This window comes from Fodinibius sp. SL11, assembly GCF_052060035.1.
In the GTDB taxonomy this organism is placed as follows: domain Bacteria; phylum Bacteroidota; class Rhodothermia; order Balneolales; family Balneolaceae; genus Fodinibius.
On record NZ_JBPOEA010000016.1, the window covers coordinates 1 to 24,500 of the forward strand.

A 24,500-nucleotide genomic window follows, 5' to 3' on the forward strand; every position below is an offset into this window, starting at 1 on the left:
ATGCAGAACAACACAAAAACAGCATCTACGAAATTACTTCAGCGCAAGCCTACACGCTTGATGAAATTGCTGACTTGCTGAGTGAAGCCTCCGGTAAGGAGATTAGCTACAGCGATATTTCTGTCTCGGACTTTGAACAAGCGTTGACCGAAGCCGGGCTTCCCGAAGAGCAGATTGCCATGAGTGTGATGACCGCCACAACTTTCGTTAATGGCGCGCTTGATTTCACCTATGATGATATGCAGAACCTGCTCGGTCGCAAGCCTACCGGACTGGAAACCTTTATATCAGAATTTGCAAAACAATAATTATTCACTACTACTTAATCTAATCAACCATAAATCAATAAAACCAATGAAAAAACTAATCTTTATTCTATCATTCTTCATGCTTCCTGGCAGTGTCTTTGCGCAATATACGTGGGTGGAAGACCCTGCGCATTCGAAGCTTGGATTTACCGTTACTCACTTGGGTATTGCTGACGTGCCCGGATATTTTGGAGACTATGATGTCACCATTGAAACATACGAGGATGATTTCAGCGATGCGAAGGTAGAGTTGACTGTTCAAACAGCCTCTATTGATACGCGCGTCCAAAAACGCAACAACCACCTGAAAAGCCCTGACTTCTTTAACGTGGAAAAGTATCCGACGATGACCTTCGAAAGTAGGGATATCAAAGAAGTAGGCAATGACAAATACGAACTGACTGGAGATCTGACGCTGCACGGCACAACCAAACCGGTAACGGTGACCATGATTTACCGTGGAACAATCCAGAATGATATGACCCAAGGCAATCTTAAAGCCGGCATTCAAATTACCGGTTCGATTGATCGGACTGAGTTTAATCTTGGAGGTGATTTTCCACCACCCATGATCAGCAATGAGGTTCAGATTAAGGCGGATGGTGAGTTTATGCCTAAGAACTAATCCCTTTTGTGGAAATATATAAGGTCCCGAAAATCTTCGGGGTCTTGTAAATTTTCAACAAAGAATATTTAAAACCAATCACATTACCATGGAAAACAACTACACCACACCGCCGGAAACACGCATCGGACATGTGCATTTGAAAGTGTCTGATCTGGATCGGGCACTTGAATTTTATCGTGACCTGCTCGGCTTTGAGCTGACGACCATGTATGGCGAGAATGCGGCTTTCTTATCAGCCGGCGGGTATCACCATCACATCGGGCTCAATACCTGGCACAGCAAAGGAGGTCCACCTGCTCCACGCAATAGTGCAGGGTTGTACCATACTGCTATTTTGTTACCTACGAGGAAAGACTTAGCTGAAATTTTACAGCGCCTCATTGATGAGGAATACCCTATTGATGGAGCCAGCGATCACGGCGTCTCGGAGGCGATCTACCTAAAAGATCCTGATGGCAATGGCGTGGAACTGTACCGCGATCGTCCCCGTGAGGAATGGGAATACACCGAGGACGGCTCAGTCAAGATGATTACCCAGCCTCTTGACGTCCAGGACCTGCTAAATGAATTGAGTTAAAACACCCTTTGAATCTAAACGGAACAACAACTAATCGTAACAGAAATACCTTTTATCACAATGAATAAATTGAAAATTACCTATTGGATTACTACTGGAATCTTCAGTGCCATGATGCTATTCAGTGCAACGATGTACTTTATTAGTCCGCAAATGGCGCAAACTTTTGAGCACTTGGGATTCCCGGATTACTTTCGAATAGAGCTGGGTATAGCCAAAATAATTGGTGTCCTGCTGTTGCTGGCACCATTTACAGGACGTCTTAAAGAGTGGGTTTATGCCGGCTTCACCATCAATATGATTTCCGCCAGTATTGCCCACGCAGCAGCGGCCGATCCCATATCTGCTGTTCTTACTCCCCTTGTATTGTTAGGAGTTTTAACGGTCTCTTACGTAACACTCCAAAAGTTGGATGACGAAATCGAACCTGCTTTTGTAACGCAGCTTATTGGTTCAACTTCGTAGAAGGGAAAATCCTATGATACACATTGCCAATTCAAATGAACGACACACAGTAAGCCGGGGACCGTTTACTTCGCGGTTTCTTCCCTTGGGCCGATCCATACCGGACTCCAACGATCATGGCATTGCCCAGATCGGGCGGCTGGAACACGCCACACTCGAAGGCGGCGCGCTGGTACCGATGCACCTGCATCAGAATGAGGAAATTCTCTCCTACCTGCGCAAAGGCACGATGCATCACAAGGATAGTGACGGCAATGACATACCCATTAACAATAAACATCTGATGCTGATGAATGCAGGGAGTGGTATTCAACATGAAGAGGGCGTCCGTAAGGGCGATGAAACAGTGGAGATGCTGCAAATATTTATCCGTCCCAAAGCAGATAACCTGAAACCAAAGGTGCAATTTTATGAGCCGGATGTAATAAATAGCATAAATAAGTGGCGTTTGCTTGCCGGACACGAGCGATCCAAAGCCCCGATGCTATTCAGAAGTGAAGTGTTGTTTTACGACCTGCATCTGGAAGTGGGAAACATCATCAAAACTCCCAGCCTGGAGGGGAATACCGGATTTCTGTACCTGTTTAGCGGGAATGTAGCGGTTGGTAGTAATTGTGAAAGTGTCGAGGAGGGCGATCAGCTGATTGTAAAAGATGAACAGTTGATTCTGGAAGCAAATGAGGATTCGGATCTGGTCTTTTTTGTGCTGGATGCACAGGCACCGTATTCACGGAATGGGCTTTATACAAAATGAAAGTCTATTCCATTTTAATAAATGTAGAGAGCCTGTGGTAAACTCACAGGCTATATTCTATTGAGCTATATCAAGGGTTTTTCTTACCAAACATCAATGATATTTCAGCACCAAAAGGGCACCTTTAAAGTAGTTCAAGAAAGTTATAACTGTTTAATAAAAATTAACTGCTATGCATTCTATAAATAAAATATTAGTCCCAACTGATTTTTCTGATAATGCATCACATGCTTATAGCTATGCCCAAAAAATTGCTGGCCGATATGGAGCAAAAGTAGATTTTATCCATATAATTCCTACGCTTCATTACTTCAGTGAAAGTCTGGAACAGCTTAGTATGCCCCTTGATATGGAGCAAGACGTATATCCTTATGCCCAAGAGCGGACGTCTGGAAAATTAAAAAAGCTTATGGACAGCTACCTTCAGCCTGAAAATAAAGGTGACGGTATTGTACGAATTGCCCCAAACCCTTCAAAAACTATTGCGAAATATGCCGAACAGGACAATTATGATTTAATAGTCCTAACAACACAAAAACGTAACGGAATTAAGCATCGCATTCTTAAGTCAACAACAGAGAAAATTGTACGACTTTCGGTTCATCCGGTAGTAACTATTAATCCAGACTTAGTAAGTGCAGCCTGACTCAAATGACCAGCTATACAGCAAGGGTCCTTTTCTATTTGATCAGAAAAGCCTGGGGTAACCTTACAGCAGCCTTTTTATTGAGATTTGTCAAGGGTTTTTCTTAGCAGAAGTCAATGAGATTCGAGCACTAATAGAGTTACTTAAAGTAACACAAGAAGTTAAACTCTAATGAAGAAAGGTGAATATTATGAAACGTTTAGAAAATAAAGTCGCCATCATAACAGGTGGCTCAGGAAGTATTGGATTTACTACAGCTAAAAAATTAGCTAACGAAGGTGCCAAGGTTCTTTTGGTAGATATCGACGAAGAGAGCCTGAAAGAAAGGCAGCAGGAAGCTGAAAAGAAAGGTCTTGACATTTCCTACGCAGTAGCCGATGTAACTGACGCCGAAGACGTACAAAATTATGTTGATACAGCATTGGAAAGATATGGGAAAATTGACCTGTTCTTTAACAATGCCGGCATAGAGGGCGTTGTTAAACCTATTAGTGAATATCCAGAGGACACCTTTGACCAAGTACTGGCTGTTAATGTAAAAGGAGTCTTTTTGGGAATGAAATATGTAACTCCCAAAATGGAGAATGGCGGAAGTGTCGTTATAACTTCTTCTGTGGCAGGCTTGGTAGGCAGTCCGGGTATGGTGGCATATAACACCAGCAAACACGCCATAATTGGAACTATGCGCGTTGCTGCCCAGGAACTGGGTGAACGTAATATCAGAGTGAATACCGTCCATCCGGGACCAGTAGATAACCGTATGATGCGTTCACTGGAAGAGGGGGCAAAACCGGGTCATGGAGAGGAAGTGAAAGCAGGATATGAGCAACAGATTCCAATGCATCGTTATGCGCAGCCAGAAGATATAAGTAATATGGTAACTTTTCTCTTCTCTGACGAAAGCTCTTATGCCCACGGAAATACCTTTGTGGTTGACGGTGGATTTACAACATAGAAGCCAGCTTTGTAATATAGATAAACCAAATATAACTCCATTCCTATGGTTACTTTTTCATAAGTGACTATATATAATCTACAAATGCCTGTGGGGTTACCCCCTACAGGCATTTTCTATTGAGATATATCAAGGATGTTTCTTAGCAAACATCAATGAATTTTGAGCACCGAAAGAACACCTTTAAAGTAATTCGAGAAAGTTAAAAAGAGGAAAATATTATGGATAAGGAAATTATCATTATCGGCGGTGGATTTGCCGGTGTAAACCTGGCAAAACAACTTTCTAACAAGAAAGGCTTTCACGTCACGCTGGTAGATAAAAACAACTACAATTATTTCCCTCCACTGCTGTATCAGGTAGCAACTGGTATGCTTGAGGTTTCAAGCATCAGTACTCCTTTCCGTACTATTTTTAAAGATGTTGATAACGTCAGTTTTAGGATGGGGGAGCTCCAAAAGGTAGAACCCAAAACCAACAAGGTGCAGCTCTCTACAGGTGCATTAGCATACGATTCGCTCGTGATTGCTACGGGGACCAAAAGCAATTTTTTTGGGATGGAGAACATCAAGAAAAATTCCCTGCCGATGAAAACCATTGACGATGCGGTAGAAATGCGCAACTACCTGCTGCAAAAAACCGAAGAAGCTACCTATACCAATGATCCTGATAAGAAAGCCAAGCTTCGAAATATCGTCATATCAGGAGCGGGACCTACAGGTGTTGAAGTTGCCGGCATGCTGGCTGAGATGCGTAATAACATGCTGGAAAACATTTATCCGGAGCTAACCAGCAATGAGCTAAATATATTTCTTGTAGATGCTGCGCCTACAGTACTACCTCCAATGCGCGAGAAATCCCAAAAATATACCCATGAAGCTCTTAAGAAGATGGGGGTCCATGTGAAGCTCGAAAAGATGGTTAAAGACTACAAGAATGAAACTGTCTATTTTAAAGACGGCGACACCATCGAGACCGAGACCTTGATCTGGACCGCAGGGGTAACAGCCCGGGTGTTTGAAGGGATTCCCGAAGAAAGCTATGGCAGGGGCAATCGCTTGCTGGTGAATGAATATAATAAGGTAAAAGACACCGAGAATATCTATGCGATCGGTGATGCCGCCTTGCAGAAAACTGATGAGAATTTTCCCGAAGGTCATCCCCAACTGGCCAATGTTGCCATGCAGCAAGGTCAGCACTTGGCGAGGAATTTTATTGCCATGGAACAGGGCCAAGACTTAACACCCTTCCACTACTTTGATAAGGGATCAATGGCCATCATAGGCAAGAGTAAGGCCACCGCTGATCTTACAGTACCTTCTAAAACCGTAACTGGCTGGGTAGCCTGGGCTATGTGGTTGTTTGTACACCTTTTCCAGCTGATCAACTATCGGAATCGCATTAAAACCATGTGGAACTGGACAACCGCTTATTTTACGGAGGATCAATCACTGGGTATGATCGTACGTCCTACGGAGCAAATAGATCAAGAAACCTTATAAAATGCGACGGATAAAACTGATAGAGAGATCGAGTCTTTTGAGATCAGCTTTGTAGAATGGGATTTTGAGAGGGAAGAGTATTATTATTTCCCCATGCCTGATACTTGTGCAGGAAAAATCTATGAGAGTAGAGCGGAGCTTACAGATCCTCCCAAAGATCCAAGCTTAGTGATTTATGAAATGTTGTTTTGGGATAAGAAGGAAAGTTAAGCAGCTGAGTGAGCAGAGAGAAACTTCGCACAGAATTTTAGGAGTTCGGAAAGAAAATTTTGGGTAGAAGTGCCTAATTCTGTTACCCAAATGTTACCCAAATCCGAAAATGGAAGGTAGAAATAAGGCTAATTTCGGGAAACAAAAAAGCCGCTAACTCTTTGCGAGCCAGCGGCTTATCGGAAAGCGATCCGGACGAGATTCGAACTCGCGACCTCCTGCGTGACAGGCAGGCGTTCTAACCAGCTGAACTACCGGACCAAATGAGAGCCCAAATATAACGACCTTTTTACTCTTATGTCAAGCATAATTTCCGCAATTTTATAACTTTTGATTCATACCGGGAATTTATTACCATAGACAAAAATAAAGCTAATCCATTTTATGTATCAGCCCACTTTTGTTGAGGTTTCTCACGATATCAGTGTAGAGGTAAAACCGGTATATTTGGAAGAAGAATCAAGCCCTGTTGTTCATAAACATGTATTTGCATACTTTGTTACCATTCGAAATATGGGGAATCAACCAGTACAATTGTTACGGAGACATTGGAAAATTGAAGACTCCGGCGGGCAGGATCACGAAGTGGATGGAGCAGGGGTAATTGGATTACAACCCACTATTGAACCAGGTGGACAGCATGACTACAACAGCTTCTGTGTGCTAAAATCGTATCGTGGTAGCATGCGTGGTTATTATACTATGGAACGTGGTGATGGGAAATTAATAAAGGTTCGTATCCCAGAGTTTTTATTAATTTCACACGTATTGAATTAAACAAAAAAGGAGGACCGCAAGTATCAGTTACGGCCCTCCGTCGGGATGGTGATGGGATGTATTAGGGATACATCTTATCTAACTGTTTAATTCCTTTTCTATTGCATCAATAATTGTATCGCTCTGTGGTTTAACACCGCTTCGATAGCGATGGACCAGTTTTCCGTTCGAGTTAATCAAGAATTTCTCAAAATTCCATTTTATTGCTCCGGTGAAATCAGGATTGTCAGCCGTTGTTAAATATGAGAACAAGGGATGCTGATCCTCACCTTTGACAGATATTTTAGAGAACATCGGAAAACCCACCTCGTAGTTCACTTTACAAAACTGTTTTATTTCTTCATCCGTTCCCGGTTCCTGTCCGCCAAAATTATTAGCAGGAAAACCTAATACAACAAGTCCATCATCGTTGTATTTTTCATATAATGCCTGTAACCCTTCGTACTGAGGAGTGTAGCCGCATTCTGAGGCGGTGTTGACGATTAATAAAACTTTTCCCTCATATTTATTCAGTGATGTTTCTTTTCCGTCAATGTTTGTAGTTTTGAACTCGTAAACAGAATCTGTGGTTGTATCAGCAGTATTTAACGACATAGATAAAAGTATTATTAAGAGTCCTACGGTTTTCATAGATTTTACACCTTATTTAAATGGATGATATATATGAAATGTAAAGTTACAACAAAGAATTCCCAGTTTTTTGAAAAAAAAATTAAAATCCTTACTTCCGTTTTTACGGTTGTCCTGATCTTAATCGGTGGCTGGATTAATCAGCTACAAGCCCAAATGTTTTCTGTGGGGGAAACAGGTCCTCGATTCAGTACCCCCATGTCTGAAATTTTTATAGGCATTGAGTCTATGAAAGCTTCGTATAAAGGAGAGCCAACCATAAATGGAGCGGGGATTTTTGAGTATGATGGACCTGTATTAGTTGCCGGATATAATACAGTGGGACTTAGCCTGTATCTTTCTACTGGGGGCAAAATAACGGGAATAGATGATGCTTCCTATTTTCATACCGGCGGAAATTATGACTTTGGGCTTAACTTGTATAGAAGTTCCAACGTAAGGGTTAAGATTCCCCTTCGTATTGCATCCCGGTATACGAACATTACAAACAACCGATCTCTGTTATTGCCTACCACAAGTAGATTTCAATTTGGGATGATTGCCGCGGGCGGGGGCATAAATGGGGTATGGCGACCGGTGAAAAATATTCGGTTTGAAGTTGGTGCGGTTCCCACCTATGGATTTTCATTTGCGACGGGAGGATTTTTTGGCGGATCAATAGGAACTCTAAATGCTCATGGTAAGGTGTATTTTGATCGGTTATTTGGCGACAAGGGACTTTCTTTAGGGTATAAATATGATTTTCGCAGTTATAATATTGAAGAGGATGTCTACGATTACAACTTGAAAGGCCATAGTGTTCAAATAGGAATTACGTTTTAAACTGATGAAAACTGAAAAGCTGCTTTTAGAACTTGAAGAGCTCGTAGAACAATTAGGTTATACCATCCGTAAGGAAAAAGGAACATTCCGAGGAGATTCCTGCGTGATGGAGGGACGAAAATTAGTGGTGTTGAATAAAAAGAAACCTGAGCAGCAACAGGTAGGATTATTGGCTCGAGTTCTCAAGGATAAAGAACAGGAATTAGCAGACATTTATATTAAACCGGTGATTCGTAAACAGCTTGAAGGGCTTTGGGAACGGTTTGATAAGTTTAAAGACAGCGAAATTGAAGAAATGGATATTGATATTTAACCAATGAAGTTAACCTTTTTAGGCACCGGAACTTCGATGGGCGTACCTACCGCCGGGGGTTTTGGCAAAGAGCAAATTGATGGGGACCCACGCAATATTCGCTGGCGCTGTTCGGCGTGGATACAAACCGAAGAGTCGTCTATTGTTATTGATACAGGGCCCGAGTTCCGTTTGCAAACCATACGCGCTGGACTATCAGAAATCGATCTGGTATTGATTACACATGAGCATATGGATCATATTGCCGGGCTCGATGATCTGCGCCCTTTTTGTTATAAGCAGGAGCAAAAGATTCCGGTGTATGCAAGTGCTACTTGTTTAGATGCTATACGAAGACGCTTTGAGTATATGTTTGGTCCCGATCGCTATCCGGGGGCAACGGATATCAATTTACAGGAGATTACCGATATCATATCATTCAGGGATTTAAAAATTACACCTCTACCTGCCATTCACGGACAAGTGACGGTATTGGGCTATCGGGTAAATGATGTCTCCTACATCACGGATGTGAAAGAACTGCCCGAAGCAACGAAAGAACGTATTCGAGGTTCAAAAGTGATGGTTTTAGATGGATTGCGATGGAGACCGGAACACCCTACACACATGACGATACCTGAAGCGGTGGATATTGCAAACGAGCTTGATATCCCCCAAACCTATCTGTGCCATATGAATTCATACGTAAACCACGAGGAATCCAATGAACGTCTGCCCAATCATGTGCGCCTGGCCTACGACCAGCAAACGCTTACCATTGAGTGAAGTCATAATATCGACAAGTGTTGTATAAGGGTTTTTGAGGGGTGAGGGGCAGTAATCTTTTTAAACAAATTTCTTCAGGTTCTCATCCTTTCTTAATTTGTTAACAACTTTCTTTACTCCCTGAGAATGGTCCAGGTCACAAACCAAAATGGCATTATCTGTCTCAACAACGGCAAGGTTTTCGACGCCCACAAGCGCAATCATTTTTCCACTTTTACTTTGGATGAGATTGTTTTTGGCATCAGCGGTGGCCGCGGTATCGGTTTGTATAACATTGCTATCCTTGTCTTTTGATCGCAAGTCATAAACGGCGCGCCAGCTTCCAACATCATTCCATTCAAATGAGCCGGGGACGACAAAAACCTGGTCAGCTTGCTCCATAATACCGTAGTCAATAGAAATGGAGGTACATCCGTAATAAAATTCATCAATAGCCCCTTTTTGATTATCGGTACCGACAGCGGGCTTCAGCTTTTCGACCTCATCAAAAATAGTAGGCAGATGTTGCTTAAACTTTTCCAGGATGGTTGAAGCCTTCCATATGAACATCCCGCTGTTCCAGAGGAAGTTCCCCGAGTCAATAAACTCTTTGGCTGTTTCCAGATCAGGTTTCTCCCGAAACTGATTTACTTTTTTGACTTCACTTTCCTTATATAATTGGGATGAGCTTTTATCAAACTCAATGTAGCCGTAACCGGTTTCGGGATGATCGGGCTTAATGCCAATGGTCACCAGTGCACCGGATTCCTGAGCTTTGGCTTTAGCGGCTTCCAAAATAGATAAAAATGTTTTAGGCTTGCCGATCAGGTGATCGGCGGGAAGTACGACCATCGTACCCGCTGGATCTTTTTCCTGGATGAGCGTGGCGGCTGCTGCAACACAGGGAGCGGTATTCTTACCCACCGGTTCACCAACGATATTATTGGTTGGGACATCAGGGAGCTGTTCCTGCACCAAATCTACGTACTTGTCATTGGTAATGACCCAGACCCGATCAGCGGGGATCAGGGGCTCGATCCGATCAACGGTATCCTGCAGCATAGTGCGATCGCCGAAAATATTCAAGAATTGCTTGGGATGAGCTTCTGTACTTTGCGGCCAAAAGCGGGTACCCGATCCGCCGGCCATAATTACGGCATGTAACATAAAGGTGAATGGTCGTTAGTATTGATGAATTTGGAAAGGGAAGGTATTGAAAATCACTACAAGTGTGAAGAACTTTTGCCAAAACCAGATTTTAAATGGTTACGGAATACTCTTCATCGAGGTGGTGCGTATTAATGAGATGAATAATATCACGGGCGGATTCTGCAAAAGCCGTGTCAGGATAGTGTTCTACAATTTTTTCAGCTGCAAAAATAGCCTCCAGGTATTGTTTGTTTACAACTTTCATCCGTGTTTTTTTCAGGATCGGCATAGCTTCATGTGAGCCACTGGCCGTAATGAGTCCGGTAATGAGAAAAAGAAGGGTGGTTTCTGGGTTATTCATCAGAATATTTGGTGGCACTTAATTGGTTAGTTCCGCTTCTGCAGGTGTGCGATCGACCTTGCTGAGCGTAAAACTAAAAGTAGATCCCACGCTGGGGGTACTTTCAATAAAGAACTCCTCGTCGTGGGCTTCCATAATATGTTTAACGATGGCCAATCCCAACCCCGTTCCCCCTTTATCGCGCGAGCGGGATTTGTCCACCCGGAAAAACCGTTCGGTGACGCGCTCAATGTACTGCTGGCTAATGCCAATACCGGTATCTTTTACATATACCAACACGCGGTTCTTATTCTTGGGATAATCTTTAACGCCAACGGTCACAAGCCCGCCTTTATAGTTGTATTTGATGGCATTCTCAACAAGATTGGTAAGAACCTGTTTGATTTGATTACGATCGGCGGTGACAAACGTATGTTCAGGAATATCTTTGGTTTTGAGAGAGACGACATCTTTCTTGGCTTTGTATTGAAGATTGTCAACAACGTCAGTTATTATTTTGCCAAGGTTAATATCCTGGATGTCAGATTTTAACTCACCAGTCTCTAATTTGGAAATTGCCATCAGGTCTTTGGTAAGATAGATAAGACGATTGACGTTACGCATCGCCTTTTCAAGGAACTTGCGATTGACTTCCTCGTCATCAATCGCACCGTTTAAGAGCGTCTCTATAAACCCTTGGATGGCAAAGATAGGTGTTTTAAGCTCGTGAGAAATATCCCCAATAAACTCCTTACGGTAGTTTTCAATTCTGTTGAGACGTTGTATTTCGCGTTCTACGGTTTTGCTGGCTCGTACCGTTTGTTTGATTAGGTAGTCGAGCTCATCATTATTTTTTGTTTGCAGCTCTTCGTAATCATGGAAGCGTTTTTTCAGAATATTTTTATTGATCTGGTTGAGGGTCTCCAGGCGGGAAAATTGCTGTGTATATATAATCAGGTAGACCGTAATTCCGGATAGCACAAAAAAGACTCCACCTGCAACAAATGAAGCCGTTAGGGTAGAACCCAGCAAAAATTTAGCAGCAATACCAACTCCGGTGCCGATACACAAAGCAGAATAAACGGCACTGCGGAAAGCAAGACGTGATGATTTTTGAAAAGGGTTTTTCCTCATTCTTTAAACTTGTAACCGACTCCTTTAACCGTTTCAATATATTCGCTGCCGATCTTTTCACGAATTTTCCGGATATGAACATCGACAGTGCGATCAACTACATAAATATTGTTGCCCCAAACCTGATTAAGCAGGGTTTGGCGATCCATAACCTTGCCTTTTCGGCTGGCTAAAAAGTAAAGAAGCTCAAATTCTTTACGTGGCATCTGGAACTCCTCATCGCCTTTGGTGACAATATAGCGATCTTTATCAATGACGATATCATGTACTTTAATTTTGTCGACCATCTGACTGGTTTTTTCAAACCGGCGTAATACGGCTTTAATACGAGAAATCAACTTGGTGGTGCTAATTGGCTTGGTGATATAATCATCGCCCCCCTTGTCCAGACCTTCGACCTCTGTTTTTTCATCCCCTCGCGCGGTTAAAAAGATAATGGGAATATGTTTAAGGTCTTTATCGGCGCGCATTCGTTCCACCACTTCCATGCCGTCCATTTTGGGCATCATAATATCCAGTAACACAAGGTTGGGATTGTGTTCTCGGGCCACTTTAATACCCTCTTTGCCGTCTTCGGCTTTTAGTACATTAAACCCTTCTTTCTTAAGATTATATTCAATTAAGTCCAGAAGGTCTTGTTCGTCGTCTACTACTAAAATGGTTTGTTTGTCAGGCACGGCTCAAAAATTGATTGCTATATTAAACTAAGGTAAGTAAAACATTGCTTTTAATTTAAGAAGCAATAGTACAAAGCCCTATTCGCAATTAAAACAGCAGAGCTGTTAAATAATTGTTATGAATTTTCAGTGATGGTGCTTTGCTCGGTTTTTCTTTGAGCAATTTATTGAAAATTATTCCTATTACTTTACTTTAGAATAGGCAGAATATTCTTTAATCCTTCAAAAGGATTATGAATCTATGGATTTGGCTGAAAGCTTATTTTGAGTATATATCATCAGTGATATGAATTTTAGTATCAGTATAAAATAAATTGAAATGAAGATACTTATTGTTGGCGCGGGTCAGGTAGGGACGAGTGTGATGAAAGATCTCAGTGATAATCACGAGATCTCAATGGTAGATAAAAATGCCAGTAATCTGGATCGCATACCTTTTGATGTTAATGTGACGGCCGGGAATGGGCTGGAGGAAGAGGTGTTAAAATCAGCAGGAATTGAAGATGCTGATATTGTAGTAGCGACAACCTCAGAAGATCAGACCAATGTTCTTATTGGCAGCATGGCTAAGCTTCTTACCGATTGCTTTACCATTGCACGGGTCTCTGATCCGTCCCTTGCCAATATTTGGAATACAAGGGAGGGAGCGTTTGGTATTGATGCGATGATTGACCGATCAAACTTAACGGCAAAACAAATTACAGAGCTTCTCTGGTTTCAATCTACTCGTCAAGAGTCAATAAATGAAGAGATGTATTGCCGGGGAAAAATAAAAATGTCAGAGTTTAAGCTGGAAAGTGAAAGCGACCTGATCGGCAAAAAAATTCAGCAATGTAATGAGCATTCCGAAATTAACGTTGCCGGCATTTTTCGCGATAGTGATTTTATGCTTGCTCCTGAGGGTGCTGTTTTTGAAGAGGGGGATCGAATTACCGTATTTGGGTCTCCTCAAAAAGTGGATGATTTTGGAATATCCATAGCATCGGCCGAAATGGAACCTGTGAAAGATACCTTTGATATTCTCGGCGGTGGGGATATTGGTTTCCAGACGGCATTATTATTAGAGGATACTCCATTGAGCGTTCGTATTTTTGAAAAGGATCCCGACCGGGCACAATTTCTTTCTGAACATCTATCCCAAGCGATGGTGTTACAGGCAGATATCACCGAACGTTCGATTTGGGAAGAAGAGAATATTCCAGAATCTGATATCTTGTTGGTTAGTACTGATGATGATGCCACCAATGCATTGGTGACTCTGATAGGAAAAGATTGTGGAACCCCGAGACTGGTGAGCATTGTTCATGAACAGCAGTATTTGACGCTTTTTGAATCATTGGATATTACACGTGTAATTCACCCCAGAGAAGTAGTTGCGTCCAGCATTACTAATTACATTCAAAAAAGTTATGCAGGTAATTTAACAGAGCTGGAGCATGAAAGTGGAGAGGTTTTTGAAATTAAAATTGATTCAGAAAGCACCGTTCTGGATAAAACCATTGAAGAGTTGAAGAAAAGTTTTGACCAACCTTTGGTAGTCGGCGCCATAGTGCGGCAAAACCATTTTATTCCTCCTACGTCCGATACATCCGTAAAGTTGGGAGATCAATTGGTGATTCTGACAACAGGAAAAGCTGAAGATATTGTTGAAAGCCTATGAGAAAACAGGTTGATGTTTTATGTGTCTTGAGCTTGTTTGGCTCTATTTTAAAGTGGCTTGCCGTACCGCTTGGCATACCATTTATCTATTCGTTTTTTGGTCCTGAAAATCCATTGGTTTTTTTACTTCCCATCGGAATTGCATTGATTGTTGGAACGGCATTGGAACAACTTGACACCAATCCCAAATTGGGACTGCGAGAGACTTTTCTGCTGGTATCATTAAGTTGGTTGGGCGTAACATTGGTTGGCGGGCTTCCCTATTTGCTGGCCGGATCAGGGACCGTAGCGGTTCCAATTAACGCTTTCTTCGAAAGCATGAGCGGTTTTACGACGACCGGAGCTACCGTAATGGCTTCAATTTCATTTGATACTCATAGCCCCGAAATTATGCTTTGGCGTCAAATCACACAGTGGCTTGGCGGCATGGGAATAATTGTTCTCGGGATAGCCATTTTGCCTCGTTTATCCGTAGGGGGATCAGAGTTAATCGAAGCCGAAGCCCCCGGAACAGAGTTTGACCGAATTACCCCGCGTATTGTAGAAACGGCAAGGATTTTATGGTTGCTCTATATTGGTCTTACCATAACCCTTGGGCTTCTGCTTTATGGCTCTCATTTAATCGGCTGGTCTCCCAAGATGGATCTTTATAATGCCGTAGCTCATGCATTGACGACAATGCCTACCGGTGGTTTTTCCCCCGAAGCTGAAAGTATTGCGGCTTTTTCAGCAACGGTACAATGGATTATTATTCCATTCATGTTTATGGCAGGAGTAAATTATGCCATCATGTGGAGAGCGTTTACCGGTAATCCCCGGAAACTGTACCGAGACACCGAATTTCTTTTTTATAGCTTTATCCTTCTCTTAACAGGGGCAATCATATTTGCAATGGTGTTCGGCAATACTTTTGAGGACCCGTTGGACGCTATACGGCACAGTATTTTTCAAGTACTTACTTTTGTAACGACTGCGGGATATGCGAGCCACGACTTTAATACCTGGAACTCAATGGCACAAACCCTGTTGTTTATGATGATGTTTATCGGAGGTTGTGCCGGGAGTACCGGCGGTGGTATTAAGGTTTTCCGCTGGATAGTCACCATAAAAACTTTCTTTAAGCAACTCTTTACCACCATTTATCCCCGCGCCGTTCAATCGATACGGGTTGGCAAAAATATCATTAAGGACAAAACAACCCGGCGTGTAACAATCATGATCCTGCTGTATATATTTACATTTTTGATGGGGGCGCTAATCATTGAGATAGAATCGTACCGCATTGGTCTTGAGCTGGAAACCTTGGACATAATGAGTGCATCTGCAGCTTGTATAGGTAATATTGGACCCGGATTTGGGGTTGTGGGACCAATGAATAACTACCTTGCCTTTTCACCGCTTTCCAAAATAGTTATGATCTTTTTGATGTGGGCCGGACGCCTTGAATTATTTACGGTATTTGTAATATTTATCCCTCGATATTGGAGAAATTAAAAAAGGCCGTTATATGATAATATTCAAAATAGAGCAAACTGCAGACTTGCTATTATTTATCCATCTGGGATAAGGCTTTTTTAACCAATTCTTGCACATCACTATCAAAGTCCTCATTTCTGGCTGCAAGCTCAATCGATTCTTCGGCATCCCGCTTTTTAAAGCCGAGTGATTGCAGGGCAGAAACGGCTTCCTCTTTTACATTACTGCTAAGCGAAGTGTCACCATCAGCTGAGTAGGTCGCATCCACCATTTCAGAAATTTTATCTTTGAGCTCAAGGATCATGCGCTGAGCAGTCTTTTTCCCGATACCCTTTATTTTGGAAAGGGCGTTTTTATCTTCCTGAACGATGGCCCCCGTAATTTCTTGGGCGGGAAGTCCGGAAAGAATAGTAAGTCCCAGTTTGGGGCCGACCCCCTTTACGGTAATCAACAGTTCAAAAAGATCTTTTTCTTTTTGGTTGGCAAAGCCAAAAAGACGCTGATCGTTGTCGGTTACGTGGTGATATACCAGCAACTCAACCTCATCACCTGTGTCCGGCAACTCCTCATACGTTTGGTTGGAGATTTCAAGCAGATAGCCAACATCGCGGACATCAATAATAACTTGTTCCGGTGATTTATCGTGGACGGAACCTTTTAAATATGCAATCATGAAAAGTGGAAGTGCTTTATTTAACTCGGTCAGGATTATTTTCTACAAAATCGGCCCAGCTCGATTTACTGTTATTTTGGTGTGTTTTCTTTTGGGATTTGGGAGCCTGCCGGTTAAAACTATTTTGCTTCATTAAGTGACACCATGCCACAGCCAGTGCATCGGTGGCGTCCTTGGATAGCTTTTCATCGGGCAGGGATACGGTCTTTTGCAGCATAAAAGCCACTTGCTCCTTGCTGGCATTTCCATTACCGGTAATGGATTTTTTTACCTGTTTGGGATAATACTCTGTAACTCCAATATCGTGATTGGTGATAGCCAGCATGGCTGCTGCTTGGGCTCGTCCCAGTTTAAGCATGGCCAGTGGATCGACGCCATAAATAGGGGTTTCCACAGCACAAGAATCCGGATTAAAAGAGGAAATGATTTTGGATACTTCTTCAAAGATATACTGCAGTCGGTCAGAATGATCATCCATGTGTGCCATTTTTAAAACATCACAGCGTAGGGCAACCAGTTTGCTGTCCTCTTCGGTGAGGATAGCATAGCCGGTGTTGCGCGACCCGGGATCGATACCAAGGATGACATCAGCCATAAATCTATTATTAAGTGAATTTGTTTAAATATAACAGATTTAAGAGGGATTTCTCATCGACAAATTATTTGAAGGTTTTAAAGGTGTCGATCCGTTTAAAATAACTGGTGGCTGCTTCTTTAACCTTGGGTGCCAGTAATATTGTAGATACCATCGTGGGGATGGCCATCAGTGCAAACATGCCATCAATGAGATCAATAACGGCGCCAATAGAAGCAACGGATCCAAAAATAATGGAGCCGACATAAAAATAGTTGTACCAGTGTTGTTTGTCAGCACCGATCAAGTAGCCCAGGCATTTTGTCCCATAATAGGAATATGTAAGCATGGAGCTGATGGCAAAGAAGACAACGCAAATAATCAGTAGATAGGTACCAAATTCGGGCAGTGCTTGATCAAATGCATTAAGAGTAAGGGTAACTCCGTTTGCTTCGGTGGATTTCCACACTCCGGTCACCAAGATAGCCAGGGCGGTCATCGTACAAGTAATAATGGTATCAATGGCAGGTCCTAACATGGCAACCAAGCCTTCGCGAACCGGCTCTTTGGTTTTGGCTGCGCCGTGAGCAAGGGCTTCGGTACCGAGTCCGGCTTCGTTTGAAAAGACACCACGTTGAATGCCGATTACAATAAGAGAGCCGACTGCTCCGCCCATCACCGATTTGCCGGTGAAAGCATCAGTCACGATAAGTCCCAGGTAGTAAGGAATTTCGGTAATATGTGCAGCCAGTATGGCAATTACGCACCCTACATAAATAATAACCATGGTCGGTACCAGTCGGGAGGTAACTTTGCCGATGCGTGTAATACCGCCAAAAATCACAATGGAAACGATTACTACGAGTACAAGCCCGGTGATGATATCACCCCCGAAATGGGCATTGGCCGCTACCCATCCCTGGGGGATATAAATGGAATCACGTAAAATTTGTGTGAGTTGATTCGCTTGAAAAATGGGCAGAGGGCCAAAAATGCCGGCCAGCGCAAATAGTCCGGCCAGCGGTTTGAAAAGATAGGTCCAATTTCCACCCCATTTTTTTTCGAGTCCTTCGCGGATTACGTACATCGGTCCGCCCTGCACCTTGCCTTCGGAATCTTCACCTCGATACAGAATAGCCAGTGTGCAGGTAAAGAATTTGGTAGCCATTCCTACAAAGGCACTTACCCACATCCAGAAAAGGGCTCCGGGGCCGCCCATAAAAATGGCAACGGCTACCCCACTGATGTTCCCCATGCCAACAGTAGCAGCGAGAGCACTGGATAAGGCCTCGAAGTGAGTAATATCGCCGGGGTCATCGGGATCATCATACCGACCGCGAAGGATATTAAGGGCGTGTTTAAAATATTTGAAAGGGGCAAAGCGTGAATAAATCAGAAAGAAAAGTCCGCCGCCTACCAGCAGGTAAACGAGTGGCATGCCCCACATAAAGCTCGAAAAAGCACTTAGCGCTTGTTCAATAAATTTCAAACTAAATAGCAGTATTTAATTAATAGATGACTTTTGAGAAGGGGAATATACTAATTAGCGCGACTAAAGAAGATAAAATCGGTGGCCGGGGGATCAATTTTTGCATTTCGTAACAATTTAGCGATCTGGGCACGATGATGCTGACCGTGAATAATGATGTGAAAAAGAATATCAGAAAGAGGCGTTTCGTAAGGGGTACCTTTAGAATTGGTGTACGAGACTATTTGATCAAAATTATCAGTTGCATTGACCAGCTGTTTCCATTGTTGGTTGAGCGTCTTCATATTTTGCAGTGCATCTGCTAACCCATAGTCAGGCCAAATTTCCACATCATCAATTGATTCCTCTTTAATCCGTTTAAACCACATTTGTTGCGACCCGGCAATATGGGCAAAATATGCGACCGCTTTATCTGATCTCTCAAAGCCAAGATGATCTTGCAGGCTCAGTAAAACTTGTTCATTGGCCCAATTATCATAGGAAAATAATCGATGAAAATGTTCTGCCGTATTCATAAAAACATTCTTTTATTTAAATCGATAGTTTTAAAGAGCATATCAGATTCGTAAATATAATACAAATTTTGAAGTAGTTGAGAGCCCTCCTATTTTAGCTGCTTGATAATATTAATCAAATTGATGTCGAAATATGCTGCTCGCTCTTGATATCGGAAATAGTAACATTGTTATTGGAGCCTCTTCAAATGGAGAATGGAAATACCAGTGGCGTATCCAAACCGATACCGATAAAACGGCCGATGAATATGCAGTGCTTTTCAATAGTTTGTTCAGCGAGTTTGAGTTGACCTTCGACCGTTTTAGCCGGATTATCATAAGCAGTGTTGTCCCACAGCTTACGCAGATCATCAGTGAGGTTTTTGAAGAAAAGTCGGATACCAAAGCGTTAATTTTGGACGGCGAAGTGGATACGGGTCTTAAGATTAAACGGTTAAATCGCAAAAGTGTGGGCGCCGATCTTATTGCTGATGCTGTGGGAGCCTATGCGTTGTTTGAGGATGACTGTATTGTCGTAGACTTTGGGACAGCCACCACTGTTATGGTTGTGCAAACCCCCGGCGAATTAATTGGGGGATCAATTTGTGCCGGACTCAAAGTCACTATCGATGCTTTGGTGGGGGAAACGGCACAACTTTCGCAGATTCCGCTGGAGCCTCCGAAGCAAGTTATTGGGGGTAGTACAATGGAGGCGATGCAGTCAGGATTGGTGCTGGGTCATCTATGCATGATTGAAGGACTCATCGACCGTATGAGAAAACGGATGGGCGGGGCGGCCAAAGTAATTGCCACGGGTGGCCTTTCAGAAAAAATAGCCGAGCATACTGATTATTTTGATGTTATTGACCCCATGCTCACGCTCGATGGTTTGCGGCTGATTATGGAAAGGCAGGATGAGAAGTAAGAGGGCAAACGGCAGATGTAAAACATGTTCTGTTTGTCGTTTGACATCTGCCGTCTCACATTTACTACTTAGACACCAAAAAACTTCGAAATTCCATTCAAAATAAACTGTACCCCAATGGCCATTGCGATAAATCCCATCATTCGGGTAATGGCATTCATCCCGGTGGGGCCAATATACTTTGCTGAGAAGGGAGCCAGTCGTAATACGCCGTACGAAATAAGGGCTACCAGCACAATGGCACCACTTACAATAACTAAGTCAAGGATTCCCTCAGCCTGTGATGCCAAGCCAATAACAACAGCAATACTTCCGGGGCCCGACAACATAGGCATTGCCATGGGACTAAAAGAAATATCCTCTTTTTCTTTGGCTGCTTCCTGGGCCTCGTCTGATATTTTCTTTTCTGATGCTTCTGGATTCAACATGGCATAAGCGGCGCGGAGAATAATGAGTCCTCCCGCAATACGTATTCCCGGCAGACTGATACCAAAGAAGCTCATGATATACGTTCCGGCCAGTAGAAAAATGATGAGTACAACAAACATATAGAACGATGATTTCTTGGCCACGTAAATTCGTTCGGCATCGCTGTTTTGTTCGGTAAGGGAGATGAATACGGGCATTGCTGCCAGAGGATTAGCAACCGAAATAATAGAGGTAAAGGCCGCTATAAAAAGAGTAGTGGTTCCCGATAAGTAGGTAGTAAAAACGTTGCTTTGGCTTAATAAATCTTCAAACATAAGTGCGGAAGATATAAAATAGCAGGAAGAAGTTTAACAGCTTTTACCAACGAAGAAGGCTTTCCAAGTGTTAAATTAAATCTTAGATTTACGTTCCAATTTTTAAGTGTTAAATAGGTTATTGATGAAGCAAACAGAAGGACAACAATACAATTCACTTACAAAAACGGTCAGCAAAATTGTGGATGGTGAAGATGCATCGCGCGATGAAAAATTGCAACAGATCTGCGAGTTGCTGGCTGAAAATGTTGAAGTCTTTGATTGGGTAGGGTTTTACCTTGTTGATCCCGATGCAGATCGCGAATTAGTGTTGGGACCCTATGTCGGTGAAGAGACAGATCACACGCGTATTCCCTTTGGAAAAGGTATTTGCGGTCAGGCCGCTGAAACGAACGAGACTTTTGTGGTACAGGATGTAAGTCAAGAAGACAATTATCTGGCTTGCAGCGTGCATGTACAAGCCGAGATTGTAGTCCCCATAAAGAAAAATGGAGAGTTTGTTGCGGAGCTGGATATTGATTCGCATACCAAAGACTCAATGACCGAGGGACACCGCAAAGTGCTGGAGAAGGTTTGTGAACTTGTTTCACCACTGTTCTAACTAAAAATGACAAAGTTAACTATGAAATACTGCGCTACGTTAATTCTTGGAATATTGTGTTTGACCAATATCGGAATGGCCCAAAATGGGAACGAGGCAAAGCAACTATCGGAGCCGGTAGCAACGGGAGAAAATTACGAGGTCTATGGATCTGAATTTCCGGATGATGCCCAGTTTTTTGCTCCGGAATATTTGGTAGAAAACAGTAATGTGTTTAAGGGTCAAGAAGTAGTAACGAAGGGCACTATTAAGCAGGTATGCCAAAAGAAGGGGTGCTTTTTTATGCTCTCGGCCGGTGATAAAGATATTCGCATTACCTTTAAGGACTATAAGTTTTTTATTCCCACCGATGCGGCTGGTGCGCAAGTTCAGTTGAAAGGGGTATTTAAGGTTAAACCACTTACTGAAGACCAGGCGAAGCATTATGCAGAAGATGCTGGAGAAAATCCGGACAAGATAGAGATGGCAGAAAAAGAGTATAACTTAGTTGCAAACTCAGTTAAAATATTCGATTTATAGGAAAAGTTTTCTTTGTCCAGCTGATCATATTATAGTGGCTTTTCCATTGATTCTTGCTGATGAGTTTATATTTGTTTGTTGAATGGAACCTAATCGCTGGATAACACAACACTCTGTTTTTTAATGATTTAACTGAATACAAGTATGAAGTGGATAACGGGGGTAGGAATATTTATTACGAGCCTTTTATTGGTCTCATGTAGTTCTTCAAAGAAGGTGAGTAATCCAAATACTTCAAACTCTACAGCTTCGTTCGAAATTGATAAAAACCTGGCTATTGATCGACTCAGTCAAGGTTTGCAGTATCAAACGGTATCTTTAGAGGATACTTCAGAGATCAATTTTGAGGCTTACGAAGATTTTATTGATTTCTTGGGTGAAAAATATCCAAGCATACATGACAATATGGAAAGTGAACGTATTGGTCAGTACAGCTTGCTCTACAAGTGGGAGGGAAGTAACAGTGGACTAAAACCAGCCATGATGATAGGGCATTATGATGTGGTTCCCGTTAAGTATGGCGATGATAGGTTATGGCAGTATTCTCCATTTGACGGAGAAGTGGATGAAGGATTTGTTTGGGGACGCGGTGCGTTGGACGATAAGGGCGGCGTTATGTCGATTATGGAAGCACTGGAATATTTATTAGAGCAAGGGTTTGAACCGGAGCGCACCTTTTACATTGCCCTGCATCACGATGAAGAGGTTGGCGGAGTTCGTGGAGCGCAGCAAATAGCAGAGCATTTACAAGAACAGGATATAGAATTAGCTTATTTGGTTGATGAGGGACTGCCCATTGCTGAGGAGATTATTCCGAATGTAGAGGTTCCCCTGGCAATGATCGGAGTGGCTTCCAAGGGATCCATTAACATTGAGCTTAGATATACTCAGGATGGGGGACATTCATCGATGCCGACCCGTTCTTCAGTAATTGGAACGCTTAGCAGGGCTGTTAATCGCATTGAGCAAAAACCCATGAAAGCACATTACCGTGGATTAATTGTAGAAACGTTTGAGCCGTTGATTCCCTATATGTCATTTACCCAGCGGATGGCTTTTAATAATACCTGGCTATTTAGGGGAATTATTAAAAGTAAGCTGAGCAATAATCCTGCAACAAATGCGGCCCTTCGTACAACGGCGGCAAAGACAATTTTTGAGGCCGGTTTCAAAGAAAATGTATTACCGGTGGATGGACGCGTAATCATTAACTTCAGGGTGCATCCCAATGATACGATCGACGATGTGGTAGAATATGTACGAGATAGAATTCGTAATGATAATATCAATGTTCGCGTATTAGATCGGGCACGTAATCCATCTCCGGTATCAAGTACCAGGGCTGCTCCGTACCAGATGTTGAAACAGACTATAGAAGAATCATTTAGTCAGGTACTGGTTTCCCCCTCGCTATTTATTGCTGCCAGCGATGCCCGGCATTTCCACGATTTAACATCCAATATTTATCGTTTTCGTCCCATACGAGCCCGCCACGAAGACCGTTCCCGGGTGCATGGCATTGATGAGCGAATAAGCGTAGATAATTATATCGAGATGGTAGAGTTTCAAATACGTTTGATTAAAAATGGGACATCAGAGTTGTAGACAGATTTTTTTGGAAGGCTAAGATAAAGTCACCGTACCTTGCAGATTAGTCCGTTATGCGCTTTGATGTATCCGGCGCGAAGGATATCAAATCCGTGTTCCCAAGCATAGAGTCCCATCTGCTGGATATCCATAAGCTCTCGGTAGCCATAATTCATGTAATCGCTCATTACGGTATAAAATGCTTTGCTGCGTAGCTGATTTCGAGGAGTGGTAAGAATAGCGTAGCCACCGGGTTTTAAGAACTGGCGATGCATTTCAAAAGCTTCGTGTTTGTATTCATCGGGGAAATGCTCGATGAGTCCGATGCTGACCACAATATCGAATTCTTTGCCGTATTTTAGGTTACGGATATCCTCAACCACAAAATCGATATTCATATCTTCTTTATAGTATATCTTGCGGTTGCCGGTAGCGGGATTGTTTCCTAAAAAGGGATATTGTGCTGGAAACTTACCAAAGCGATCGGTTTTACAAAATTCGTCATAATCAACCAGAACTGCATGCCCCCCGGGATATTGGGCCATTAATTGCATTGCTTCGTAACCGTCAGCCGCACCCAGAAACAGTACTTTAGGCTTTTCGAAGTCGAGGTCTTCAAAGAGCGCCCGTTTTCCTCGGGGGTCCCAAATGGCATCTTCCACGCGGTGTACCTTATTCCAAACCAGCAGTTGTACGAGCTCTTCGAGTGCTTCACCTGCTCCATGGATATCCATGCTCATTAGGTTTTTCCAGATGGCCGAGCGAGCCGCCTGTTTCTCTTGTGGAACATCCTTTACAAAGAGTTGATGAAATGACTTGTTGAAGTGTTTCCATCCTTCTTTAACGCCCATGCTTTCGTCATGGTCCTCTTCCCATTTCTTTTTGCCCTCAGCCCATTTATCCACTTTGTAAGGCCGATTTACTTGCTCCCAGCTCAGGTTCGACCAGTCGGTAACGCTGACGTCTTCAAAAACATCGGGTGGCGTATCGCGGAGATCACGAACATGGGTAGCTAGCCGTTCAAAATACCCTACTTCGTGTTTTGGATTCTTGGCTTTTTCTTGTGTTGTTTCCGTTTGCATAACCGAGTCCCCATAAATTGGTAGTTAATATTTTATTATAACTAACA

General features: G+C 42.8%; 28 protein-coding genes, 1 tRNA gene and 1 pseudogene. 18 read left to right on the plus strand and 12 right to left on the minus strand.

The window, feature by feature from the left end; all coding sequences use genetic code 11:
* The 8 genes and pseudogenes from ACQ76V_RS13605 to ACQ76V_RS13640 form a co-directional block, all read left to right on the plus strand.
* Positions 1-308: pseudogene (locus ACQ76V_RS13605) on the plus strand (SDR family oxidoreductase); the annotation flags it as partial.
* Between the two features lie 46 nt (positions 309-354).
* Entirely contained in the window at positions 355-933 is a 579-nt protein-coding gene (locus ACQ76V_RS13610) for a YceI family protein (protein ID WP_441001054.1), read from the plus strand.
* An 88-nt stretch (positions 934-1,021) separates the two neighbouring features.
* Positions 1,022-1,513 carry a VOC family protein gene (locus ACQ76V_RS13615; protein ID WP_441001055.1) on the plus strand — a complete coding sequence of 164 codons (492 nt, stop codon included), beginning with the start codon at positions 1,022-1,024 and terminating at the stop codon, positions 1,511-1,513.
* 60 nt (positions 1,514-1,573) lie between these two features.
* The gene (locus ACQ76V_RS13620) at positions 1,574-1,978 is read left to right on the plus strand and encodes a DoxX family protein (protein ID WP_441001056.1); all 405 of its coding nucleotides are present in this window, start codon (positions 1,574-1,576) and stop codon (positions 1,976-1,978) included.
* 13 nt (positions 1,979-1,991) lie between these two features.
* Positions 1,992-2,732, plus strand: a complete 741-nt coding sequence (locus ACQ76V_RS13625) for a pirin family protein (RefSeq protein ID WP_441001057.1) — start codon at positions 1,992-1,994, stop codon at positions 2,730-2,732.
* Positions 2,733-2,904: 172 nt separating this feature from the next.
* Positions 2,905-3,378 (plus strand): universal stress protein, encoded by a 474-nt coding sequence (locus tag ACQ76V_RS13630; RefSeq protein ID WP_441001058.1) that lies wholly within the window; start codon positions 2,905-2,907, stop codon positions 3,376-3,378.
* A 190-nt stretch (positions 3,379-3,568) separates the two neighbouring features.
* Complete coding sequence (locus ACQ76V_RS13635) at positions 3,569-4,333, plus strand: SDR family NAD(P)-dependent oxidoreductase (RefSeq protein WP_441001059.1); 765 nt, start codon at positions 3,569-3,571, stop codon at positions 4,331-4,333.
* 221 nt (positions 4,334-4,554) lie between these two features.
* Positions 4,555-5,835 (plus strand): NAD(P)/FAD-dependent oxidoreductase, encoded by a 1,281-nt coding sequence (locus ACQ76V_RS13640; RefSeq protein ID WP_441001060.1) that lies wholly within the window; start codon positions 4,555-4,557, stop codon positions 5,833-5,835.
* A gap of 397 nt (positions 5,836-6,232) precedes the next feature.
* Here the strand turns inward: ACQ76V_RS13640 and ACQ76V_RS13645 are convergent.
* Positions 6,233-6,306: transfer RNA gene (locus ACQ76V_RS13645), tRNA-Asp, on the minus strand.
* Positions 6,307-6,429: 123 nt separating this feature from the next.
* On the opposite strand from ACQ76V_RS13645, the gene apaG reads away from it, so the two are divergent.
* Positions 6,430-6,822, plus strand: a complete 393-nt coding sequence (apaG, locus tag ACQ76V_RS13650) for a Co2+/Mg2+ efflux protein ApaG (RefSeq protein ID WP_441001061.1) — start codon at positions 6,430-6,432, stop codon at positions 6,820-6,822.
* A 78-nt stretch (positions 6,823-6,900) separates the two neighbouring features.
* On the opposite strand, the gene ACQ76V_RS13655 is transcribed toward apaG, so the two are convergent.
* On the minus strand, positions 6,901-7,416 hold the full coding sequence (locus ACQ76V_RS13655; protein ID WP_441001062.1) for a glutathione peroxidase: 516 nt from the start codon (positions 7,414-7,416) through the stop codon (positions 6,901-6,903).
* Between the two features lie 69 nt (positions 7,417-7,485).
* Here ACQ76V_RS13655 and ACQ76V_RS13660 point away from each other — a divergent pair, with 69 nt between their 5' ends.
* The 3 genes from ACQ76V_RS13660 to ACQ76V_RS13670 are packed head-to-tail and all read left to right on the plus strand — an operon-like array spanning position 7,486 to position 9,352.
* A complete protein-coding gene (locus ACQ76V_RS13660; RefSeq protein WP_441001063.1) occupies positions 7,486-8,274 on the plus strand; it encodes a hypothetical protein in 789 nt (262 codons plus the stop codon).
* A 4-nt stretch (positions 8,275-8,278) separates the two neighbouring features.
* Entirely contained in the window at positions 8,279-8,587 is a 309-nt protein-coding gene (locus ACQ76V_RS13665) for a hypothetical protein (protein WP_441001064.1), read from the plus strand.
* A gap of 3 nt (positions 8,588-8,590) precedes the next feature.
* Positions 8,591-9,352: an MBL fold metallo-hydrolase gene (locus ACQ76V_RS13670; protein WP_441001065.1), complete on the plus strand. Its 762-nt coding sequence runs from the start codon at positions 8,591-8,593 to the stop codon at positions 9,350-9,352.
* Between the two features lie 60 nt (positions 9,353-9,412).
* Here the strand turns inward: ACQ76V_RS13670 and ACQ76V_RS13675 are convergent, their stop codons facing one another.
* From ACQ76V_RS13675 to ACQ76V_RS13690, 4 genes are all read right to left on the minus strand, one after another.
* Entirely contained in the window at positions 9,413-10,498 is a 1,086-nt protein-coding gene (locus ACQ76V_RS13675) for a mannose-1-phosphate guanylyltransferase (protein ID WP_441001066.1), read from the minus strand.
* Between the two features lie 91 nt (positions 10,499-10,589).
* Positions 10,590-10,841, minus strand: coding sequence for a hypothetical protein (locus tag ACQ76V_RS13680; RefSeq protein WP_441001067.1), 252 nt, complete (start codon positions 10,839-10,841; stop codon positions 10,590-10,592).
* 18 nt (positions 10,842-10,859) lie between these two features.
* The gene (locus tag ACQ76V_RS13685; protein WP_441001068.1) at positions 10,860-11,954 is read right to left on the minus strand and encodes a sensor histidine kinase; all 1,095 of its coding nucleotides are present in this window, start codon (positions 11,952-11,954) and stop codon (positions 10,860-10,862) included.
* Positions 11,951-12,631 (minus strand): response regulator transcription factor, encoded by a 681-nt coding sequence (locus tag ACQ76V_RS13690; protein ID WP_441001069.1) that lies wholly within the window; start codon positions 12,629-12,631, stop codon positions 11,951-11,953. The genes ACQ76V_RS13685 and ACQ76V_RS13690 overlap by 4 nt, the downstream gene beginning before the upstream one ends.
* A gap of 319 nt (positions 12,632-12,950) precedes the next feature.
* Between ACQ76V_RS13690 and trkA the strand changes: the two genes are divergently transcribed.
* A complete protein-coding gene (gene trkA, locus ACQ76V_RS13695; RefSeq protein ID WP_441001070.1) occupies positions 12,951-14,291 on the plus strand; it encodes a Trk system potassium transporter TrkA in 1,341 nt (446 codons plus the stop codon).
* Positions 14,288-15,784 (plus strand): TrkH family potassium uptake protein, encoded by a 1,497-nt coding sequence (locus ACQ76V_RS13700; protein WP_441001071.1) that lies wholly within the window; start codon positions 14,288-14,290, stop codon positions 15,782-15,784. Before trkA ends, ACQ76V_RS13700 begins: the two co-directional genes overlap by 4 nt.
* Positions 15,785-15,836: 52 nt before the next feature.
* On the opposite strand, the gene ruvA is transcribed toward ACQ76V_RS13700, so the two are convergent.
* The 4 genes from ruvA to ACQ76V_RS13720 form a co-directional block, all read right to left on the minus strand.
* Positions 15,837-16,439 (minus strand): Holliday junction branch migration protein RuvA, encoded by a 603-nt coding sequence (gene ruvA, locus ACQ76V_RS13705; RefSeq protein WP_441001072.1) that lies wholly within the window; start codon positions 16,437-16,439, stop codon positions 15,837-15,839.
* Between the two features lie 16 nt (positions 16,440-16,455).
* Positions 16,456-17,034, minus strand: coding sequence for a crossover junction endodeoxyribonuclease RuvC (gene ruvC, locus ACQ76V_RS13710; RefSeq protein WP_441001073.1), 579 nt, complete (start codon positions 17,032-17,034; stop codon positions 16,456-16,458).
* A gap of 64 nt (positions 17,035-17,098) precedes the next feature.
* Positions 17,099-18,502, minus strand: a complete 1,404-nt coding sequence (locus ACQ76V_RS13715) for an alanine/glycine:cation symporter family protein (RefSeq protein ID WP_441001074.1) — start codon at positions 18,500-18,502, stop codon at positions 17,099-17,101.
* A 50-nt stretch (positions 18,503-18,552) separates the two neighbouring features.
* Positions 18,553-19,017 carry a DinB family protein gene (locus ACQ76V_RS13720; protein WP_441001075.1) on the minus strand — a complete coding sequence of 155 codons (465 nt, stop codon included), beginning with the start codon at positions 19,015-19,017 and terminating at the stop codon, positions 18,553-18,555.
* A 133-nt stretch (positions 19,018-19,150) separates the two neighbouring features.
* Here ACQ76V_RS13720 and ACQ76V_RS13725 point away from each other — a divergent pair, with 133 nt between their 5' ends.
* A complete protein-coding gene (locus tag ACQ76V_RS13725) occupies positions 19,151-19,921 on the plus strand; it encodes a type III pantothenate kinase (RefSeq protein ID WP_441001076.1) in 771 nt (256 codons plus the stop codon).
* A gap of 68 nt (positions 19,922-19,989) precedes the next feature.
* Here the strand turns inward: ACQ76V_RS13725 and ACQ76V_RS13730 are convergent, their stop codons facing one another.
* On the minus strand, positions 19,990-20,664 hold the full coding sequence (locus ACQ76V_RS13730; RefSeq protein WP_441001077.1) for a MarC family NAAT transporter: 675 nt from the start codon (positions 20,662-20,664) through the stop codon (positions 19,990-19,992).
* Positions 20,665-20,788: 124 nt separating this feature from the next.
* On the opposite strand from ACQ76V_RS13730, the gene ACQ76V_RS13735 reads away from it, so the two are divergent.
* From ACQ76V_RS13735 to ACQ76V_RS13745, 3 genes are all read left to right on the plus strand, one after another.
* Entirely contained in the window at positions 20,789-21,265 is a 477-nt protein-coding gene (locus tag ACQ76V_RS13735; RefSeq protein ID WP_441001078.1) for a GAF domain-containing protein, read from the plus strand.
* Positions 21,266-21,286: 21 nt separating this feature from the next.
* Positions 21,287-21,784, plus strand: a complete 498-nt coding sequence (locus ACQ76V_RS13740; protein ID WP_441001079.1) for a DUF4920 domain-containing protein — start codon at positions 21,287-21,289, stop codon at positions 21,782-21,784.
* A 144-nt stretch (positions 21,785-21,928) separates the two neighbouring features.
* Positions 21,929-23,389: a M20 family peptidase gene (locus ACQ76V_RS13745; RefSeq protein ID WP_441001080.1), complete on the plus strand. Its 1,461-nt coding sequence runs from the start codon at positions 21,929-21,931 to the stop codon at positions 23,387-23,389.
* 29 nt (positions 23,390-23,418) lie between these two features.
* Here the strand turns inward: ACQ76V_RS13745 and ACQ76V_RS13750 are convergent, their stop codons facing one another.
* Complete coding sequence (locus tag ACQ76V_RS13750; RefSeq protein ID WP_441001081.1) at positions 23,419-24,453, minus strand: methyltransferase domain-containing protein; 1,035 nt, start codon at positions 24,451-24,453, stop codon at positions 23,419-23,421.
* Between the last annotated feature and the right edge of the window lie 47 nt (positions 24,454-24,500).

Excerpts from the sequence above, each read along its gene's own strand:
- ACQ76V_RS13610 (WP_441001054.1), top strand. The coding sequence starts at position 355 with ATGAAAAAACTAATCTTTATTCTATCATTCTTCATGCTTCCTGGCAGT.
- ACQ76V_RS13615 (WP_441001055.1), top strand. The coding sequence starts at position 1,022 with ATGGAAAACAACTACACCACACCGCCGGAAACACGCATCGGACATGTG.
- ACQ76V_RS13620 (WP_441001056.1), top strand. The coding sequence starts at position 1,574 with ATGAATAAATTGAAAATTACCTATTGGATTACTACTGGAATCTTCAGT.
- ACQ76V_RS13625 (WP_441001057.1), top strand. The coding sequence starts at position 1,992 with ATGATACACATTGCCAATTCAAATGAACGACACACAGTAAGCCGGGGA.
- ACQ76V_RS13630 (WP_441001058.1), top strand. The coding sequence starts at position 2,905 with ATGCATTCTATAAATAAAATATTAGTCCCAACTGATTTTTCTGATAAT.
- ACQ76V_RS13635 (WP_441001059.1), top strand. The coding sequence starts at position 3,569 with ATGAAACGTTTAGAAAATAAAGTCGCCATCATAACAGGTGGCTCAGGA.
- ACQ76V_RS13640 (WP_441001060.1), top strand. The coding sequence starts at position 4,555 with ATGGATAAGGAAATTATCATTATCGGCGGTGGATTTGCCGGTGTAAAC.
- apaG (WP_441001061.1), top strand. The coding sequence starts at position 6,430 with ATGTATCAGCCCACTTTTGTTGAGGTTTCTCACGATATCAGTGTAGAG.
- ACQ76V_RS13655 (WP_441001062.1), bottom strand. The coding sequence starts at position 7,416 with ATGTCGTTAAATACTGCTGATACAACCACAGATTCTGTTTACGAGTTC.
- ACQ76V_RS13660 (WP_441001063.1), top strand. The coding sequence starts at position 7,486 with ATGAAATGTAAAGTTACAACAAAGAATTCCCAGTTTTTTGAAAAAAAA.
- ACQ76V_RS13665 (WP_441001064.1), top strand. The coding sequence starts at position 8,279 with ATGAAAACTGAAAAGCTGCTTTTAGAACTTGAAGAGCTCGTAGAACAA.
- ACQ76V_RS13670 (WP_441001065.1), top strand. The coding sequence starts at position 8,591 with ATGAAGTTAACCTTTTTAGGCACCGGAACTTCGATGGGCGTACCTACC.
- ACQ76V_RS13675 (WP_441001066.1), bottom strand. The coding sequence starts at position 10,498 with ATGTTACATGCCGTAATTATGGCCGGCGGATCGGGTACCCGCTTTTGG.
- ACQ76V_RS13680 (WP_441001067.1), bottom strand. The coding sequence starts at position 10,841 with ATGAATAACCCAGAAACCACCCTTCTTTTTCTCATTACCGGACTCATT.
- ACQ76V_RS13685 (WP_441001068.1), bottom strand. The coding sequence starts at position 11,954 with ATGAGGAAAAACCCTTTTCAAAAATCATCACGTCTTGCTTTCCGCAGT.
- trkA (WP_441001070.1), top strand. The coding sequence starts at position 12,951 with ATGAAGATACTTATTGTTGGCGCGGGTCAGGTAGGGACGAGTGTGATG.
- ACQ76V_RS13700 (WP_441001071.1), top strand. The coding sequence starts at position 14,288 with ATGAGAAAACAGGTTGATGTTTTATGTGTCTTGAGCTTGTTTGGCTCT.
- ruvA (WP_441001072.1), bottom strand. The coding sequence starts at position 16,439 with ATGATTGCATATTTAAAAGGTTCCGTCCACGATAAATCACCGGAACAA.
- ruvC (WP_441001073.1), bottom strand. The coding sequence starts at position 17,034 with ATGGCTGATGTCATCCTTGGTATCGATCCCGGGTCGCGCAACACCGGC.
- ACQ76V_RS13720 (WP_441001075.1), bottom strand. The coding sequence starts at position 19,017 with ATGAATACGGCAGAACATTTTCATCGATTATTTTCCTATGATAATTGG.
- ACQ76V_RS13725 (WP_441001076.1), top strand. The coding sequence starts at position 19,151 with ATGCTGCTCGCTCTTGATATCGGAAATAGTAACATTGTTATTGGAGCC.
- ACQ76V_RS13730 (WP_441001077.1), bottom strand. The coding sequence starts at position 20,664 with ATGTTTGAAGATTTATTAAGCCAAAGCAACGTTTTTACTACCTACTTA.
- ACQ76V_RS13735 (WP_441001078.1), top strand. The coding sequence starts at position 20,789 with ATGAAGCAAACAGAAGGACAACAATACAATTCACTTACAAAAACGGTC.
- ACQ76V_RS13740 (WP_441001079.1), top strand. The coding sequence starts at position 21,287 with ATGAAATACTGCGCTACGTTAATTCTTGGAATATTGTGTTTGACCAAT.
- ACQ76V_RS13745 (WP_441001080.1), top strand. The coding sequence starts at position 21,929 with ATGAAGTGGATAACGGGGGTAGGAATATTTATTACGAGCCTTTTATTG.
- ACQ76V_RS13750 (WP_441001081.1), bottom strand. The coding sequence starts at position 24,453 with ATGCAAACGGAAACAACACAAGAAAAAGCCAAGAATCCAAAACACGAA.